17 protein-coding genes are annotated in these 15,879 nt (G+C 56.5%); 4 read left to right on the top strand and 13 right to left on the bottom strand.

Going from position 1 to position 15,879, the window contains the following annotated elements:
* The first annotated feature begins 18 nt into the window (after positions 1 to 18).
* The 3 genes from AB1S56_RS24080 to AB1S56_RS24070 all read left to right on the top strand — a co-directional run bounded on the left by AB1S56_RS24080 (position 19) and on the right by AB1S56_RS24070 (position 3,407).
* Positions 19 to 1,245, top strand: a complete 1,227-nt coding sequence (locus AB1S56_RS24080; RefSeq protein ID WP_340872469.1) for an ATP-grasp domain-containing protein — start codon at positions 19 to 21, stop codon at positions 1,243 to 1,245.
* Positions 1,245 to 2,246, top strand: coding sequence for a peptidoglycan bridge formation glycyltransferase FemA/FemB family protein (locus AB1S56_RS24075; RefSeq protein WP_340872468.1), 1,002 nt, complete (start codon positions 1,245 to 1,247; stop codon positions 2,244 to 2,246). The genes AB1S56_RS24080 and AB1S56_RS24075 overlap by 1 nt, the downstream gene beginning before the upstream one ends.
* 66 nt (positions 2,247 to 2,312) lie before the next feature.
* Complete coding sequence (locus AB1S56_RS24070; RefSeq protein WP_340872467.1) at positions 2,313 to 3,407, top strand: C39 family peptidase; 1,095 nt, start codon at positions 2,313 to 2,315, stop codon at positions 3,405 to 3,407.
* 44 nt (positions 3,408 to 3,451) lie between these two features.
* On the opposite strand, the gene AB1S56_RS24065 is transcribed toward AB1S56_RS24070, so the two are convergent.
* From AB1S56_RS24065 to AB1S56_RS24010, 12 genes are all read right to left on the bottom strand, one after another.
* The gene (locus tag AB1S56_RS24065) at positions 3,452 to 4,048 is read right to left on the bottom strand and encodes a CDP-alcohol phosphatidyltransferase family protein (RefSeq protein ID WP_340872466.1); all 597 of its coding nucleotides are present in this window, start codon (positions 4,046 to 4,048) and stop codon (positions 3,452 to 3,454) included.
* A gap of 3 nt (positions 4,049 to 4,051) precedes the next feature.
* Positions 4,052 to 5,113: an ABC transporter ATP-binding protein gene (locus tag AB1S56_RS24060; RefSeq protein WP_340872465.1), complete on the bottom strand. Its 1,062-nt coding sequence runs from the start codon at positions 5,111 to 5,113 to the stop codon at positions 4,052 to 4,054.
* On the bottom strand, positions 5,110 to 5,940 hold the full coding sequence (locus tag AB1S56_RS24055; protein ID WP_340872464.1) for an ABC transporter permease subunit: 831 nt from the start codon (positions 5,938 to 5,940) through the stop codon (positions 5,110 to 5,112). The genes AB1S56_RS24060 and AB1S56_RS24055 overlap by 4 nt, the downstream gene beginning before the upstream one ends.
* Positions 5,921 to 6,805 carry an ABC transporter permease subunit gene (locus AB1S56_RS24050; protein WP_340872463.1) on the bottom strand — a complete coding sequence of 295 codons (885 nt, stop codon included), beginning with the start codon at positions 6,803 to 6,805 and terminating at the stop codon, positions 5,921 to 5,923. The genes AB1S56_RS24055 and AB1S56_RS24050 overlap by 20 nt, the downstream gene beginning before the upstream one ends.
* Positions 6,786 to 8,084 (bottom strand): ABC transporter substrate-binding protein, encoded by a 1,299-nt coding sequence (locus AB1S56_RS24045; RefSeq protein ID WP_340872462.1) that lies wholly within the window; start codon positions 8,082 to 8,084, stop codon positions 6,786 to 6,788. The genes AB1S56_RS24050 and AB1S56_RS24045 overlap by 20 nt, the downstream gene beginning before the upstream one ends.
* A 34-nt stretch (positions 8,085 to 8,118) precedes the next feature.
* Entirely contained in the window at positions 8,119 to 9,549 is a 1,431-nt protein-coding gene (locus AB1S56_RS24040) for an FAD-dependent oxidoreductase (protein ID WP_340872461.1), read from the bottom strand.
* Positions 9,550 to 9,566: 17 nt separating this feature from the next.
* Positions 9,567 to 10,202 (bottom strand): TVP38/TMEM64 family protein, encoded by a 636-nt coding sequence (locus tag AB1S56_RS24035; RefSeq protein ID WP_340872459.1) that lies wholly within the window; start codon positions 10,200 to 10,202, stop codon positions 9,567 to 9,569.
* Positions 10,203 to 10,221: 19 nt separating this feature from the next.
* The gene (locus tag AB1S56_RS24030) at positions 10,222 to 10,902 is read right to left on the bottom strand and encodes a Crp/Fnr family transcriptional regulator (RefSeq protein ID WP_340872458.1); all 681 of its coding nucleotides are present in this window, start codon (positions 10,900 to 10,902) and stop codon (positions 10,222 to 10,224) included.
* Positions 10,899 to 11,135 carry a glutaredoxin domain-containing protein gene (locus AB1S56_RS24025; protein ID WP_340872457.1) on the bottom strand — a complete coding sequence of 79 codons (237 nt, stop codon included), beginning with the start codon at positions 11,133 to 11,135 and terminating at the stop codon, positions 10,899 to 10,901. The genes AB1S56_RS24030 and AB1S56_RS24025 overlap by 4 nt, the downstream gene beginning before the upstream one ends.
* A 223-nt stretch (positions 11,136 to 11,358) precedes the next feature.
* The gene (locus AB1S56_RS24020; protein WP_340872456.1) at positions 11,359 to 12,075 is read right to left on the bottom strand and encodes an amino acid racemase; all 717 of its coding nucleotides are present in this window, start codon (positions 12,073 to 12,075) and stop codon (positions 11,359 to 11,361) included.
* A 2-nt stretch (positions 12,076 to 12,077) separates the two neighbouring features.
* Complete coding sequence (locus AB1S56_RS24015; protein WP_340872455.1) at positions 12,078 to 13,580, bottom strand: UDP-N-acetylmuramoyl-L-alanyl-D-glutamate--2,6-diaminopimelate ligase; 1,503 nt, start codon at positions 13,578 to 13,580, stop codon at positions 12,078 to 12,080.
* Between the two features lie 16 nt (positions 13,581 to 13,596).
* Complete coding sequence (locus tag AB1S56_RS24010) at positions 13,597 to 14,805, bottom strand: carboxylate--amine ligase (protein WP_340872454.1); 1,209 nt, start codon at positions 14,803 to 14,805, stop codon at positions 13,597 to 13,599.
* Between the two features lie 273 nt (positions 14,806 to 15,078).
* Here AB1S56_RS24010 and AB1S56_RS24005 point away from each other — a divergent pair, with 273 nt between their 5' ends.
* Positions 15,079 to 15,270 carry an aspartyl-phosphate phosphatase Spo0E family protein gene (locus AB1S56_RS24005; protein ID WP_340872453.1) on the top strand — a complete coding sequence of 64 codons (192 nt, stop codon included), beginning with the start codon at positions 15,079 to 15,081 and terminating at the stop codon, positions 15,268 to 15,270.
* A 4-nt stretch (positions 15,271 to 15,274) separates the two neighbouring features.
* Here the strand turns inward: AB1S56_RS24005 and tadA are convergent, their stop codons facing one another.
* Positions 15,275 to 15,739 carry a tRNA adenosine(34) deaminase TadA gene (gene tadA, locus AB1S56_RS24000; RefSeq protein WP_340872452.1) on the bottom strand — a complete coding sequence of 155 codons (465 nt, stop codon included), beginning with the start codon at positions 15,737 to 15,739 and terminating at the stop codon, positions 15,275 to 15,277.
* Positions 15,740 to 15,879: the final 140 nt, after the last annotated feature.

Here is a 15,879-nt window from a genome sequence, read left to right as displayed (position 1 = left end):
TCAAAGGAGATGGATTTAGTGGCTAACAGGGACTTCATCCCCGTCATTCTCGGCACTGATATTAACGCTTACGGCATGGCGCGCTCCTTCCATATGGCCTATGGCGTAACGAGCCGCTGCATAGGCAAGGGCCGCCTGTTCATGACGAACTATTCCGATATTACGACGATCAAGGTCGTAGAGAATCTCGACGAGCCGTCCGTCTTCGCCGACGAGATGATCGCCTTCGCGCGCGAGCTGAAGCAGGAGGCGGACAAGCTGGTGCTGGTCGCCAGCAGCGACAGCTACGCGGAGCTGGTCATTCGCAATCAGGACAAGCTGGCGCCTTATTACGAGCTGCCGTTCGTCGCGGAGAAGTGGATCGACGAGCTGCTGTACAAGGACCGGTTCTACGCGCTCTGCGAGGAGTACGGGCTGGATTATCCCGCGACATATATCGTCACCAAGGAGAACGCGGAGTCGCCGCAGCTGCCGTTCGGCTTCCCCGTCGCGCTGAAGCCCGCGGACAGCATCGCTTATCTGGAAGCGTCGTTCGAGGGCAAGAAGAAGGCGTATATCATCAAAGATCAAGCGGAGCTGGACCGCACGCTGCAGGCTATCTACAGCTCCTCCTACGCGGGGAAGATGATCGTGCAGGATTTCATCCCTGGCGACGACTCCCATATGCGGGTGCTGAACGCTTACTCCGATCAGCATGGCAAGGTGCGCCTGATGTGTCTTGGCCGTCCGCTGCTGGAGGATTGCACGCCATCCCTGGTCGGGAATTATGTGGCTATCGTGAACGAATACAATGAGGACATTTATATCAAATATCAGCAGTTCCTCGAGAGGCTCGGCTACACCGGACTGGCTAACTTCGATATGAAGTATGACGCGCGTGACGGCAAATACAAGATATTCGAGATCAACCTGCGCCAGGGCCGCAGCAGCTTCTTCACAACGGGCAGCGGGTATAATCTGGCGAAGTTTATCGTGGAGAGCCTGGTATACGGCAAGGAAGAGCCGACGGTGTATGCCCATACGGAGCATCTGTGGCTGGGCGTGCCGAAGGAGGTCGCGCTGACCTATACCGAGGACAAGGAAGCCGTGCAATATATGAAGAAGCTGATCAAGGAGAAGAAGTATTGCCTGACGCTTCAATACCACGCGGATAAGGCGATCAAGCGCTGGTGGCATGTCCGCAAGTATTACAAGCAATATGAGGACAGGTTCAAGCAATTCTATGAGCAGAAAGGAAATCTGTAATGCCGATCGTTGACATCACGAATCAAGAGGAACGGAGCCGCTATGAGCGGTTCATCCGCATGTCGCCGTTCGCGTCTACGACGCAGGATATGGCATGGTCGGAGGTGAAGAGCAACTGGCTTCCGCTGTACGTGTACCTGGAAGAAGGGGGCGAGATCATCGCGGCGATGTCGGTGCTGATGGTGAACGCCGTAGGCGACGGGAAGCTCGCTTATGCGTGCAAAGGTCCCGTGTGCGACCCGAGGGACGCGGAGCTGGTGCACCGCCTGGTGCAGGAGGCGGAGGCGGCTGTGCGAGCCCAGAACGCCTTCGTGCTGCGACTCGATCCGGAGACGGTCTACGACGAGGGGCTGTGTGAGCGGTATGCGGAGCTCGGCTATGTGCTGCGGAGCCGCAATGTGTCCGCGAAGGACACGACGCAGCCGCGCTTCAACATGGTGCTTGATCTGAAGGGCAAGTCGGAGCAGGAGCTGCTGGAGAGCTTCCACCACAAGACGCGCTACAATATCCGGCTGGCGGAACGCAAGGGCGTGACGACCAGATACAGCGCGGAGAAGTCGGATCTGGAGCTCTTCCATGATCTGTACGTCATCATGAGCAACCGCCATGGCATCTCGTATCGGCCGTATGGCTACTTCTCCCGGATGCTGGATGCCTACCGGGAGTATACGCGGGTGTATCTGGCGGAGCATGAGGGCGAGACGATCGCGGCCGCCGTTGCCATCAGCTACGGGGACAAAACCTGGTACATTTACGGCGCAAGCGGCAACGACAAACGGAATCTGATGGCCCCTCATTTGCTGCAATGGGAAATGATCAAATGGTCGGTGGAGCAGGGCAAGGCGCGGTATGACTTCGGCGGGGTGTTCAAGCTGGATCAGTCGGACGGCCTGTACCGCTTCAAGGAAGGCTTCTGCCATCCCGACCGCTATACGGAATATATCGGCGAGATCGACCGGGTATTCGACGAAGAGGCATACCAGAGGTTTATCAGCCAGTAGCTGGCCGCGTATAGCTTGAGCATAGCGTTGAGCCTGGCAATCAGTCTAGCATGGAGGTACGGAGCGTTGAAAAGGTTGATTTGGTTCGTGTTGTCACTCGGCATCATCGCGGCAGCTGTGCTGGTCGCAAGAGGCGACCTGGAGCTTGGAGGCGGCGGAGCGGGACCTGCAGGAGACTCGGGTGGACAAGCCGGGAACGCCCCTAAGGTTGTGGAGGAAGCAGTAATCGAGCAAGGCACTATTACAATTGTTCATACCGACAGCGCAACGCAGCATCCCATTCCGGGAACAGAAATCGCAATTGTCGACACGACGTCCAATAGGACCCTGGAGGTTGTGACGACGGATGCCGAAGGGCGCGCCGTAACGTCGCCGCTGAATTACGGGAATCATTACGCGGTGAAGCAGAGCAAGGTGATGGCGCCGTTCGAGCTGAGCCAGGAGGCTGTCAGCGTCTCGCTTCTGCAGAAGAATCAGGAGGTCGCGCTCACTAGCGCGATTCCGGACTTCGTCCGGGGGTACGCTTGGGGCGAGGACGGTTCCTTGGATCTATCCGAGGTGTACATCGACAACGTTCCGGTCGTCATGCAGAAGCCGGAGCTGCCCAATGGCTGCGAGATTACGTCGCTGACGGCCGTGCTGAACGGCCTGGGCTTCGACCTGACGAAGGAGAACATGGCGGATCATTATTTGCCGCAGGAGCCCTTCTACCGCAAGGATGGCAAGCTGTATGGCGCCGATCCCAACAAGGCTTATGCGGGCAATCCGCGTGACGCCATCGCGTGGTTCTCCTATGCTCCGCCTATTATCGAAGCGGCTAACAAGGTGTTCGACGAGTTCGGCGGCGGCTATACGCCGGTGGATCTGACGGGCAGCACTCGTGAGGGGATCTACACCGAGCTCGACGCGGGACGCCCCGTTGTCATCTGGGTTACACTGGACCTGTCGCCTCCGAAGGTGACTTCGTCATGGTATTTCAGCGATACGGGCGAGCTGTTCAAGGCGCCGGTCAATCTGCACTGCGTCGTGCTGAACGGCTACAACAAAGCAAGCAATATCGTGCATGTCATGAATCCGCTGGAAGGGCAAGTGACTTATGACGCGGATGCCTTCTTCGCCTCCTACGACGCGTTGGGCACACATGCATTGGTGATTAGGTAAGCCATTCAGACTGGCAGACTGGCAGGAAGAGAACAGCGAACAGGCTAATCGGGGCTGTTCTCTTCGAGCCAGACATAAACGTCGCGCAGATGCTTGATCGTCGTGAACAGAAGCAGGACCAGGAAGATCCAGGCGATGACGGCAACCATCGACGGAAGCAGCATGAGCAGGGAGAAGAAGACGAAGGCCTCTGTGCGCTCCAATATGCCGGGATTGTAGTGGAATCCCTTCACCCCGGAGTTGCTAATCACATTGCCGGCTACCAGGAACGCTGTCACGTTAACGAGAATGGCAGCAAGTATCAAGCCTAGCGGCAGAATATGCTCGGGATACATGATCAGGATGGCTGCCATTATCGTTCCCTCGACAACACGGTCGAACGTAATATCCAATATATTCCCCCACTTGGAGGGCTTGGTCATTCTGGCGATTGTGCCATCCACGGCATCCAGATAACCGGATATCCACAGAACAGCCACAGCAGCGGCTGGGTAGCCGGCCATCCATACGGCGCTGCTTCCCACACCCAGCAGCATAGCCAGCCATGATACCGTATTGGCAGAGAGTCCAGCACCCTTTAGAAGCTTGGCGCCTCCGCTAATAGCGGGTTGAACGATACGCCGCGCATAAGAATCCAGCATCGATCAGCTTACCTCCCTTGGCAGACACCAGACTGCATCATTCTTAATATGTACGCCCACTAAGCTTTGTGGTTCAAGCCTGGCGATGCCTAATTGCTTGATTACCACCATCTCCTCGGCCATCTGCACCTTTACCTCCGAATATTCACCCTGGAAGGAGCATGCGATGACCCTCCCCGTCATGGCGGAATGCTCCCCGGGCTCAGTGAGCGCCAGCCATTCCGACCGCAGCGTCACCTGAACCGGACCATCCGAAATCCCGGCACAGCCCTCTCTTAGCTTCCTTACACCAAGACAAGTATGGACCTGAGCTCCAGTCTTTATGCCGGAGATCACATTATCGAAGCCCATGAACTGGGCGGTCCAGCCATTGGACGGCTCGTAATAGACATCCTCCAGCGTGCCCCATTGCTGCATGGCGCCATCCCGCATAATGAGGAAATGATCGCCAAGCGTCAGCGCCTCCTCACGATCATGGGTGATCATGATCATCGGGGTGTCCCACTGCTGCTTCATATCCATCAGCCAGCGTCCCATGCTGCGTCGAAGCATAGGGTCCAGCTGGCTGAACGGCTCATCCAGCAGGAGCAGCCGGGGCTCGATGACAAGGGAGCGGGCCAGCGCCACACGCTGCTCCTGGCCGCCTGATAAGGAGGAGATGGATCGGTTGTACATGTCGGACAGCCCCATCTGCTGAAGCATATGCTCCGCCTTGGCCCTTCGATCTCGGCGAGGGATGCCCTGGAGCTTCAGGCCAATCTCGACATTCTCGCCCACAGTCAGGAACGGGAGCAAATAAGGCTTCTGGAAAATCATCGAAAGGCCGCGCTTCTCGGGCGGCAGCCCGTGAACGGGGGCGCCGTCCATTAGGATTGTTCCGGTATCCGGCTGCAGCAAGCCCGCCAGGAGCTGCAGCAGCGTGGATTTGCCGCTGCCTGACGGGCCCAGAATAACAAGCAATTGGCCCTTGCTGAGGGTGAGGCTTTGCGGCTTCAGCTTGAACGCAGAATGCCCCTCTTGGTAATGATAGCTGATATCGTCAACCTGCAAGAAATATGGTTTCATATGACGGGCGTGACCCGCTTCGCCTCCTTTCCATGATAACGATCTCGGTTCACGCTGAGGGCCGTGAGGATCACGATGACAAGTGCGGGTGCAACCAGCAGCAGGGAAAGCGCGCTGGTAAGCGCATAGTCTCCGCTCGATACGGTGCTGAATAGCAGCATGGGGAGCGTGACGAGATGGCCGCCGCCGATGAATACGGTGAATAAGTATTGGCTCCAGGATATGAGAAAGCTGAAGAGCACGCTGAGAGACAGAGCAGGACGCAGCAGCGGAAGCTCCGCCATGAGGAAGGTCTGCCATCGACTGGCGCCTAACAGCCTCAATTGCGTCTCATAGCCGCTGTCATACGTCGCATAGAACCCATAGAGCAGGTATATGGCGTACGGAATGGCGGTAATCAAATGTGCAAGCACGACACCGATCCACAGATCGGCAAGTCCAATCCTCAGGAACAGCATATGAACACCTATCGCGATGGATATGCCGGGAATAAGCAAAGGACCGATCATGAGCAGCCTAAGCGGCTTGCTCCATGCTTTCACATAGAGTCCCAGCGCTCGGGCAGCGGGATAAGCGGCTGCTTGGGACAGCAGGCTCGTAGCGATCGCCAGTCCCAGACTATTCCATGCGGCAGGGAGCACTTGCGAATGGGGAGAGAAGATAGATTGCCATGCTCGCAGCGACCAGACCGGGAGCAGCTCGGGATAACGCCATTGCTGGGAGAACGACCACAGCAGAATGGGGATGCACGGGATGACGGCCGCTGCGCAGAGAACCATCAGAAGGATAGACTTGCGTGCTTTCAGCTTAGCTTCGCCTTGCGGCATGCGTCTCCCCCCACTTCATATAGATTGCGATAAGGATCATACTGATGAGGGTAATGACCATATTGATGGCCATGGCCTCAGGACGCCGCTGGAGGTCGGGATGGAGATACGCCTCATAAGCCAGCAAGGGAAGCGTCGGCTGGCTCACTGATCCCAGTATATAGGGAACCTCGAAGGAGCCGAAGGTATAGGCAAACACAATCATGCAGGACGAGATCAGGGGTGGAAGCATGAAGGGCAAGGTGACCATTCTCCACCGCTGCCACCTGCCGGCACCCAGCAATTGCAGCTGCTGCTCATAGGGAACAACCCATGACTTCAAGATGCTCAGCAGCGTAATGGCAATGAAGGGCACTTCCTTCCATATATACTCCATGATGATGCCTGCCCCGTACTGATCGTTGATCAGCACGGGGAATTGAGAGGGCTGCTGAATCATGCCTGCGGCAGCTGCCAATCGCGCGAGTAGTCCGCTCTGACTGAACAGCATGCCTATGGCGACGGCTCCCACCACATGGGGAATGGGGATGTTGAATTGCAGCAGGAAGTAGAGCCATCCCCCTTGATTGGTATAGGGCCGAAGAAGATGGGCGAGCAGCATGGCTATCATGGCGGAGATGATAGTGGCGACCAGTGCTACAGCAAGCGAGAATACCAGTCCATGGAGAATGACCGTAGAACCCAGTATATCCCTATAGGCCTGCAGAGACAGCTGGGTATGCCCGATGAAGGGCAAGTAATCCAGGCTCTGTATCAAGCTGATAGCGGTCCCCGCAAGGAAGGTGCCGAGCACCAGCGCGAATGCGGGGAGCAGCATGAGGCACACCATGAGCCGTTGCGCTCGCTTACTTCTGGAATAGAACATGTGTCTTCCAGCCCTCCTCCAGGGCAGGCGTATAAGCGGCAGCCAGATCCGGGAGCTTAAACTTCAGCAGCACGTCTGCAGGGACCGCTGTTTGGCCCTGCTCCTCGCTAATCTCGTCATACTGCTTCTTCAGGTCTCCTGTCAGCCGAGCGGGGTCAATGCCGAGTCCGTCGCCCCAGCCGCTCGCAGCGGAAGCTTTCTGGAATTGAAGCCCTGGCTCCAGAATGAGATTGGCCACCACCATCGCTGCCGCCTTGTTAGCCGCATTATAGGGGATAGCCACATAATGATAATCGCCTATCGTTCCCGTGTCGAACACATAAGGAGCCGCTGTCTCTGGCAGAATGCCCCTGTTAATATCCGAGGCTATGCCGCCAATCTCCTGGGTAAAGGTAAAATCAATTTCGTTATTGTTGAACAGCCGGTTCAGCTCGGCGATGGACTTCGGATACGTGTCCCCGTTGCGCCACAGGTAGGGTTTAATTTCGTTCAAATAGTCCCATACCTTGGACGACTCTGTCTCGAATACAGCTTGGTCGAAGGGCTGCTCCCAGCCTTCATAGCCGCCTGTCAGCTCGTAGAAGAGCTGCTTCACGAAGCGGGTTCCGATGAAGTCTGGCGGCGCGTTGTAGGTGAAGCGGCCTGGATGCTGCTTGATCCAGTCCTTAAGCTCGGCATAGCTGCGCGGCAGCTCGCTCTCCTGTAGCCGGTCGGCATCATAGACGAGCTGGAACTGGGCGCTGCCCCACACCGACTCATAGCCGTTCGTATCCAGGCCGAAGTCTCTGCCCACCACCGGATTGGAGTAGTCCACGTAGGCGGAATGAGGCAGCTTGTCGGCGAAGGGGCCGAACAGGGCATCCCCTTGCTTCAATGTCGCAAAGTTCTCCCCATTAATCCAGATCAGGTCCACGCTGCCGTTGCTGTGCTTGCCGGCTTGCTTCTCATTCAGCACTTTGGTGACGGCTTCCGCTGTATCGCTCACAGGAACACGGCGGAGCGTAATGCCGTACTGCTCCTTGAGCACAGAGCCATACTTCTGATCAACGAAGGTATTGATGGCTTCGCTCCCGCCCCACATATACCAGTTGACCGTGCCTCCTCTGGCCGCTGACAGCACCTGCTCCCAGGAGCCGGATAGGAGGGCGTCATCGGTAGTGCCGCTGGCGCCATTGTCGCTCTGGCTCTGCTTCTCATTCTGGGCCGAGCAGGAGACGGCGATAGAGAAGATAACGAATAGGAGAAGCGTGATAATCGTTCGTCGATAGGTAAGCCGCATTTCAATCCCCCTGTTTAGCTTCTATTTTTTTAACTTAGCGAAACCACTTCACATAACGCTTCATCAGGCGCGGCAGCCAGCCCCGGACCAGCCTCTGACGCCAGTACTGGCTGGACGCCTTCATCAGCGCCTCGCTATGTGCCGGGTAGGGATGCACAACTTGCGACAGGGAGCCCAGCTTGTGCCGGAATTGCTTGGCGAATACAGCCTCCTGCATCCAATCTCCGGCTCCTCGGCCAACAGCGTGCGCGCCGAGTATGGCGCCTCTGCGGTCTGTGATGATTTTCACCAAGCCGTGGGTCTCCTGATCCGTTATGAATCGGTCCACCTGATCCAGATTCACTTTGTATACCCCAATAGAATCCCCATGCTCCCTCCGCGCCTCCTCCTCCGTCATGCCGAGATGGAAGAGCTCGGGATCGGTGTAGGTAACCCATGGCACATGGGTATAGCTGACCTTGCGCCGTAATCCGAACACGGCATTGGCGACGACGATCTTGCCTTCCATGCCCGCCGCATGGGTGAAGGGGAAGGCCTTCAGGACATCGCCAACCGCATAGATATGAGAGACGGTGGTCTGCAGCGACTTATTCACGATAATATGCTCCCCGTCACATGCCACACCGGCAAGGGAGAGGTCGAGCCCATCGGTGTTCGGCGTTCGGCCGGCAGCGATGAGTATAGCATCGGCCTCCAGCACGATCTCTTCGCCGGCCTGCTTCGCATAGACGCGCTTTCGCCCCTCGGCTGCTGCCTCAATCTTCGTCACATCGGTATGGAAACGGAAGTTCAGCTCTCTAGAGAGCAGGTCTTGAAGGGTGGAAGCGATATCCGCATCCTCACGCTTCAGAAGCTTGCTGCCCCTTACCATAACCGTAACCTGCGAGCCTAGCCGCGCGAATGCCTGGGACAGCTCCAGGCCAACAGGCCCAGCTCCAATAACGATGAGGCTGGAAGGCAGCGCCGTCATGTCGAATACGTCCTCATTGGTCAGATAGTCTACGTCCTTCAGCCCATCTATCTTAGGCACGGCTGCTCTGGAGCCTGTGGCGATCACGATGCGTTTGCCATAGATGACCTCGTCGTCCGATATCGCGATGTGATGCTGATCCCGAAAGCGTCCATAACCATGATAGACATCGATGCCTTTGTCCCGCAGTCGATCCGCGTCATCATGCTCCTGAATCGTCGCTTTGGCTGCCTGCACTCTGTCATAGGCCTCCTTATAGGAGGCGTCATCCGTTAGCTGGAGACCATAAGCGGCGGCGGCTTTACGGGCAGTATGCAGGTCCTTGGCTGCGGCGATAAGCGCCTTGGAGGGGACACAGCCCGTGTGCAGACAATCCCCTCCAGGCTGCCGCTCCTTTTCGATCAGGGCGACACTGACGTCGAATTGCGCCGCTCCTACGGCGGCTGTGAGACCGCCGGCCCCGCCTCCGATGACCACCAGATCATATGTTTTCATAGACGGCAACCAACCTCCTATTTAAGTTTCACTTTTTTCTTCAGCAGCAGCGAGAGGAGTATCACAAGGAGCAATAAGGCTGCAGCAATAACAATCGTACTCAGCTGTCCGCTGGCCAGGCTTGAGCCCAGGTAATTATAGGCGAACGTACCCGGTATGATGCCGATGAGCGTGCCCATTATGAATGCGTACGGCCGCACCTTCGCAACGCCGGCGGCATAGCTGACCAAGTCGAAGGGGAGAATGGGAATAAAACGCAGTATAACAATATATATAAACCCGCGCCGCTCCATTTGAAGCTGAACGGCATGCCATTTGCCCGAATCGCTGTTCTTCACGAACCGCTCCCCCAGCAGCCGCGCCGCACCGAAGGCCACGACAGCCCCCATCGTAGCGCCAATGACGGTGTAGACCGTTCCCCACAAGGGTCCGAAGGCCAGGCCGCCTGCCAGAGACAAGAGGGAGGCGGGGAACAGAATGAGGGGGCGAACGGTGTAGACAAGCATGTACACAGCCGGTGCAGCCCAGCCGAAGGCGACGATCCACTCCTTCACCTCGGCCGGCCGGATATGAAGCACTTGATGATTGAAGTAGAGGAGACCGCCTGCAAGGAGAAGGAGTCCAATGGCGATCCATACGCGCGAATGCTTCATCCTGTCCATTCTCCTCTCCTTAGACGTCCAGCTGCTCCATCCCGCGCTTCAGATCCACATGAATGGTCATGCGCCCCGTCTTAATCAAATGCTGTCGAGCCAGCTCATTCAGCGCAATGGTAACCGTCTCTCTTGTGGAGCCGATCATGCTGGCGATTTCCTGATGGCTGAGCGCCATGTCAATCCGATGGAAGCCATCCTCCTCCATGCCGAATTTCTGCCCCAGCTTCACGAGAAGATGGAGGGCCTTCTTGCGCACATCGCCAAGCGCCATCTGAGCCAGCTGCGCGTCTCGCTCCTGCAGCAGCGCGCTGAGCTCCTTCATCATCTTGACAGCCAGCTGGGGACGCTCCATGAGGAATTGCTCGAACATCTCCTTGTCCAGGGAGCAGAGAATGGTCTCCTCCATCGTCTCAATGAAGGTGTCGCGAGTGCCCAGGGAGAAGGAGTCGATCTCTCCGAATACGTTGCCTGTGCCAAGAATGCTGACAATGAATTGCTTCCCCGCCGAGTTGACTTTGTACAGCTTCAGCTTGCCTGTCTTGAGGAAGTAGAGCCCCTCACGGAAGGTATCCGGCGTCTGGATCAGCTCCCCCTTGCCGATTCGGGTCATCGGCGCCATCCGGTCAATCTCCATCAGATCCTCCATAGGCAGCGCGTCGAGCAGGCTAATCTGAGACAAGTACCATAATTTATTCATACCAGTTCCTCCAGAGCGCGATTAATTTTGTTCCTATCAAAAAAATGAAAAACCTGCTGCCCCATAACAAGCAGGGGCGTGGCAATGCCTCCAAGCCGAAGCATCTCGGCAAATTGCTCCTTATCGTAAGTAACGTCTATTGCTTCAATCGGTATTCCCTTCTCCTCGAAAAAATCCAGCATTCGCTGGCATTGGGCGCAGTTGCTTCTCCAGTATAGCTTAATTGGCTTCATGTGATGGCATTCACTCCTAGCGGCTCTATAGGCATGGGGTTAGAATCGGAGGTCCTATTCCTTGATCTTCTACCTTTGTATCATAAGGAGCACTCTCTGATCTGTAAGAAAACTTACAGATCAGAGATGGAGTCATGCCCGGCATCGCAACAAAGCCTGCAGCGGTCCGCTGCAGGCTTCCGTATCCATATTTAGGGATTAGAACGTGATGCTGCTTGTGAGCTCAGCCGCGCTCCTTCACCGTCCGCCCGGACAGCGCGATGGAGCGCTCGACAAGCACCTGCATGGCGTCCACGACGCCCTCCGCATAGTCCGGGCCAAGCTCGATGCAGCTCAGCTCGGTGCAGGCCAGGATGACGCAGCCGCAGCCGTGACGCTGCCGGAGCTCGCGGATCAGCGCCTCCAGCTCGTCCGGCGAGAAGTCCATATCCCTCTTCACATTGGAGTAGATAATCTTCATCACCTGAGCCTGTATAGCTTCATCCGGCGCATAATGCTCCATGCCGTATTTGTCGCAGGCCCTGGCGTAGACGCCGCTCTTCATCGTGCCCGATGTCGCCAGCACGCCGACTTTCGTGCCGCTGCCATAACGCTCCTGAATGATTCGGACGGTCTCGTCGACCATATGGATGATTGGGACGGTGGTCATCGCCTGCATCTGATCGTAGAAATAATGGGAGGTGTTGCAAGGAATCGCGATATGCGCGACGCCGGCGTTCTCGAGCAGTGCCAGATCGCGCGACACCGCGCGCAGGAATTGCTCCTCCGTGCCCTCCAGAATGACCGTGGTGCGGTCCGGTATGGTGGCATGATTCACAATAATCATGTCGACATGCTCCTGATCCCGCTGGGCTGCGGTATTCTCGATCACTTTATCGAAGAAGACGGCGGTCGCTTTGGGACCCATGCCGCCAATGACGCCTAAGCTTTTCTGATCCATGGTCAAACCTTCTTTGATGAAAAATTCGTATTGCGCGCGCTCATGATCTCGGCTACAATCTCCGCTTCATTAAACGGAATTTCCGTTTTGCCGATCACTTGCGTCGTCTCGTGGCCCTTGCCGGCGATAAGAATGACATCGTCCTTCTCGCTTATGTCGATTGCGAACTGAATGGCCTCCCTGCGGTCCACAATGCCTCGGAAGGCCCCTCCAGCCGCTTCCACGGCTGCTGACACCTCGGCGATAATGGCGTCCGGGTCCTGATCCTTGGGATTGTCAGAGGTGACGATACAGAAGTCGGCATGCTCTGCCGCAATTCTGCCCATCGCCTCGCGCTTGCCGCTTCCAGCTGCGCCTGGCGCCGCATAAACGCCGAATACGAGCAGCAGACGGCCCTTCGTGAACGGCCGCAGCGTCGTCAGCGCCTTCTCCAGACTGTCCTCCGTATGAGCGAAGTCGATCACGATCTTCCGCTCATCATCCTGATACGCCACCTCGAGCCTGCCTTTGATGCTCTTCACCGCTTGAATGCCCGCAGCCGCTTGCTCCAGGCTGATGCCGCTGCAGTAGGCGCAGGCGAGCGCAGCCAGGCTGTTGTACACATAGATCATGCCGGGAAGGTGAACCGTGACCTCCACGCTGCCCGCCGGGGTGCGAGCGATATACGTGGAGCGGTCCGCTTCCAGCCGTATGTCCGCAGCGCGCACGTCCGCCTCCGCATCTATGCCGTATGTGACCAGCTTGGCGGGGTAATGCTTCACCTTGTCGATCAGCTTGCGGCCAAAGTCGTTGTCGGCGTTAATAATGTTGAAGTCCCGCGTCAAATCGAACAGCATGGCCTTCGCTTGGAAATATTCCTCCATCGTCTTATGCAGCTCCAGATGATCCGGAGTGAGATTCGTGAAGACGCCGATCTGGAAGCGGGTCGCAGCGGCCCGATGCAGGCTTAGCGCATGCGATGAAACCTCCATCACAACATGCCGCACGCCGGCATGAACCATGTCCGCGAACATGCGCTGCAGATGCAGCGATTCCGGCGTTGTCGGCGTCGTCGATCGGGTGCTCAGCGGCTCATGCCCCACCATCGCCCCGATGGTGCCGATCACACCTACCTTGCTTTCTGTCTGCTCCAATATCGATTTGATAAAATAAGTCGTGGACGTCTTGCCGTTAGTTCCCGTAATGCCGATCAGGTCCAGCTTCTCGGAAGGCTTGCCGTAGAAGCGGGCGGACACCTCCGCCAGCGCTTGCCGCGTATCCGGCAGCTTCACTACGGTCACGTCCCCGTCGATCTCCACGTCCTGCTCCACCAGCACAGCCGCCGCTCCCAGCTGGACCGCTTTGTCTATATAGCGATGTCCATCCACAGTGAAGCCGGCGATCGCGACGAACAAGCCGCCCTTAACCACCTCGCGGGAATCGAATGCGATATCGGTTATATCGATCTGAAGCTGTCCCTGTAGGACGCGGTGTTGCAAGCCTTCCAGCAATGCCTCCAGCAGCATGCTCCTCACTCCCATTCTATTCCTGTCCTGATGCCGCATAAGCTCTTCTCCGCGCCTTGCCCCGCAGCTTGCCCGCGAGAATGGACGCGAACGCGAGCGCAGGCTTGGGATCGCGCCAAGACCATATGGCATACGCCTTGGGCTTCAGCAGAGACCGCAGCACCTCGCCTGCGCTTAATTGACCCTCGCGCCAATAATCCCTCACCGCCAGCATGTCCTCGTAGGCATACCAGAAGACACGGTTCGTGTTCCGCGTCACCGTGCAGGGCTCCACCGGCGACCCTGCAAGCTCCATGTAGGCCACATAAGGGAAATTAATGCCTACCTTGCGCAGAAGCTCGTTCAAATTGGTCGTCCGCACATTCACTTCAATAAGATAGAACACACCCGTCTCCGCATCCTTCTTGAACTCGATCTCCGCGAAGCCCTTCCAGCCGATGCGCTCCAGGAAGGGACCGCCAATGTCCATCAGCTCCGGCACGCAGAGCTGGCCCGTATAGACCGATGCGCCGAAGTTGATGGGGAACTGTCTATATTTCTGACAGGTCACCTGGTGCGTAACCTTGGATTCCTGATTCAAATAAGCGTCGTAGGTGTACATATGATCATCAAATCCGGGGATGATGCGCTGCACGATGACATCCAGCCCCGCGTTGGCTGCCTGCTCCATCGCCTCCAGCAGCTCCACGCGATCCCGCGCAAGGAAGAGCTTGCGCCGGAAGACGGCGACAAAGGCTGGCGAGTCGGTGGGCTTTACGATACAGGGATAGCCCAGCTCGCGTTCAACCCGGTTCAGGAAATCCTCGTCGCCGGGACGGAGCGTCTCCGGCACCGCAACCCCATACTCGCGGGCCAGCAGGTGCAGCGAGTCCTTGTTCATCACCTCCGTGTACAAGCCTTGCTTCGTCTGCGGGATCAGATACAGCTCCCTCAGCTCTGTGAGATGCTCGTCGATCGCTTCGACGTAGGAGTCATGGCAAGGGAAGAGCACCGGCGGCGCCTCCTGCTTGCTCCCGTAATCCTTCAGGAACGCGATGAACGCTTCCTTCTCTTCTTTATAATGAGGAGCAATCAAGCGCTCCGACGTATATTTCGACAGCGCGCCGTAAGCGCCTTGCTCTGCGTAATCAACGGCGACCGTATGTATGCCGCGCATGCCCAAGCAACGAATCACGCTTAAGCCAATATAATAATTACACCCAAGAATAACTGCCTTGTGGCGCATTTTTCCGCCTCCCGCCGTTTCGTTGAGGTATGGCATTCATTTTACTTTATCGTATCTTATATTACAATTATATGAATAGACCTCTATACATATGGCTGCGCCACATAGTGCCCAAGACCCAGTAAAAGGGGTGCTTATCCCTGAATTGTCGAATGATGCCAAAAAATAGTATCCATCCGTCGACACCGTTTTACAAACACTTCGGGTGGCAACGAGTATAATGGTACTATTACCGCATGATTACTAGATAAGGGAGTGTGCCTCGAAGCGACCATGGAAAAAAAACACCTGCTTAGACAGTTGCAATCGCTTCGACAGAGGCTGCATGAAATGGCCGAAGCGCGAGGCAGCCTGACCGATCCGGCCGTACTAGCAATCAGCGAGGAAGCCGATCAGCTTATTGTTGCTCTGCAGCAAATTCAACGCACCGAATTTGAACTATCCGCGCATCGCGACAAATCTTAATACATTATTTCTTACGCAGCCGACGAAAGAATCGAGTGAGCAGCAATGCGCATTCTGTCTGCAGGACGCCGCTTGTGAGCTCCGTTTCGTGATTGAAACGGGGCTCTTGTAGTAGATTCATGAGTGTGCCTGCGCAACCGGCCTTGGGATCATGCGTGCCGTACACGACACGCTTCACCCGGGATTGCACAATCGCTCCCGCGCACATGGGACAAGGCTCCAGCGTGACGTAGAGCGTGCACTCCAGCAGGCGCCAGGCTTCTATTCGCTCGCAGGCGTCCCGAATGGCGACCAGCTCAGCGTGAGCGGTAGGGTCCAGCTTCGTTTCGCGGAGGTTGTGGCCGCGCCCGATTATCTCGTTGTTCCGTACGATGACGGCGCCAATCGGGACCTCGCCGATGCTTTCCGCTTTCTCGGCTTCGGCGATGGCTTCCAGCATCCAGCGACGGTCTTCTTCTTCTCTTTTCATAGCCAGTCAGACTCCTTGCTTCATCAAATCTTATACAACGAACATTTATTCCGATGTTAACATACTGTGAATAAAATTGTGGATAAAAGATGTCTTGTGCACATAATTACTCACAACTTATACACCGCTGTGCATAAGTT

The sequence above is a fragment of the Paenibacillus sp. PL2-23 genome, from assembly GCF_040834005.1.
Taxonomy (GTDB): domain Bacteria; phylum Bacillota; class Bacilli; order Paenibacillales; family Paenibacillaceae; genus Pristimantibacillus.
This window is presented reverse-complemented; position numbering and strand designations above follow the sequence as displayed.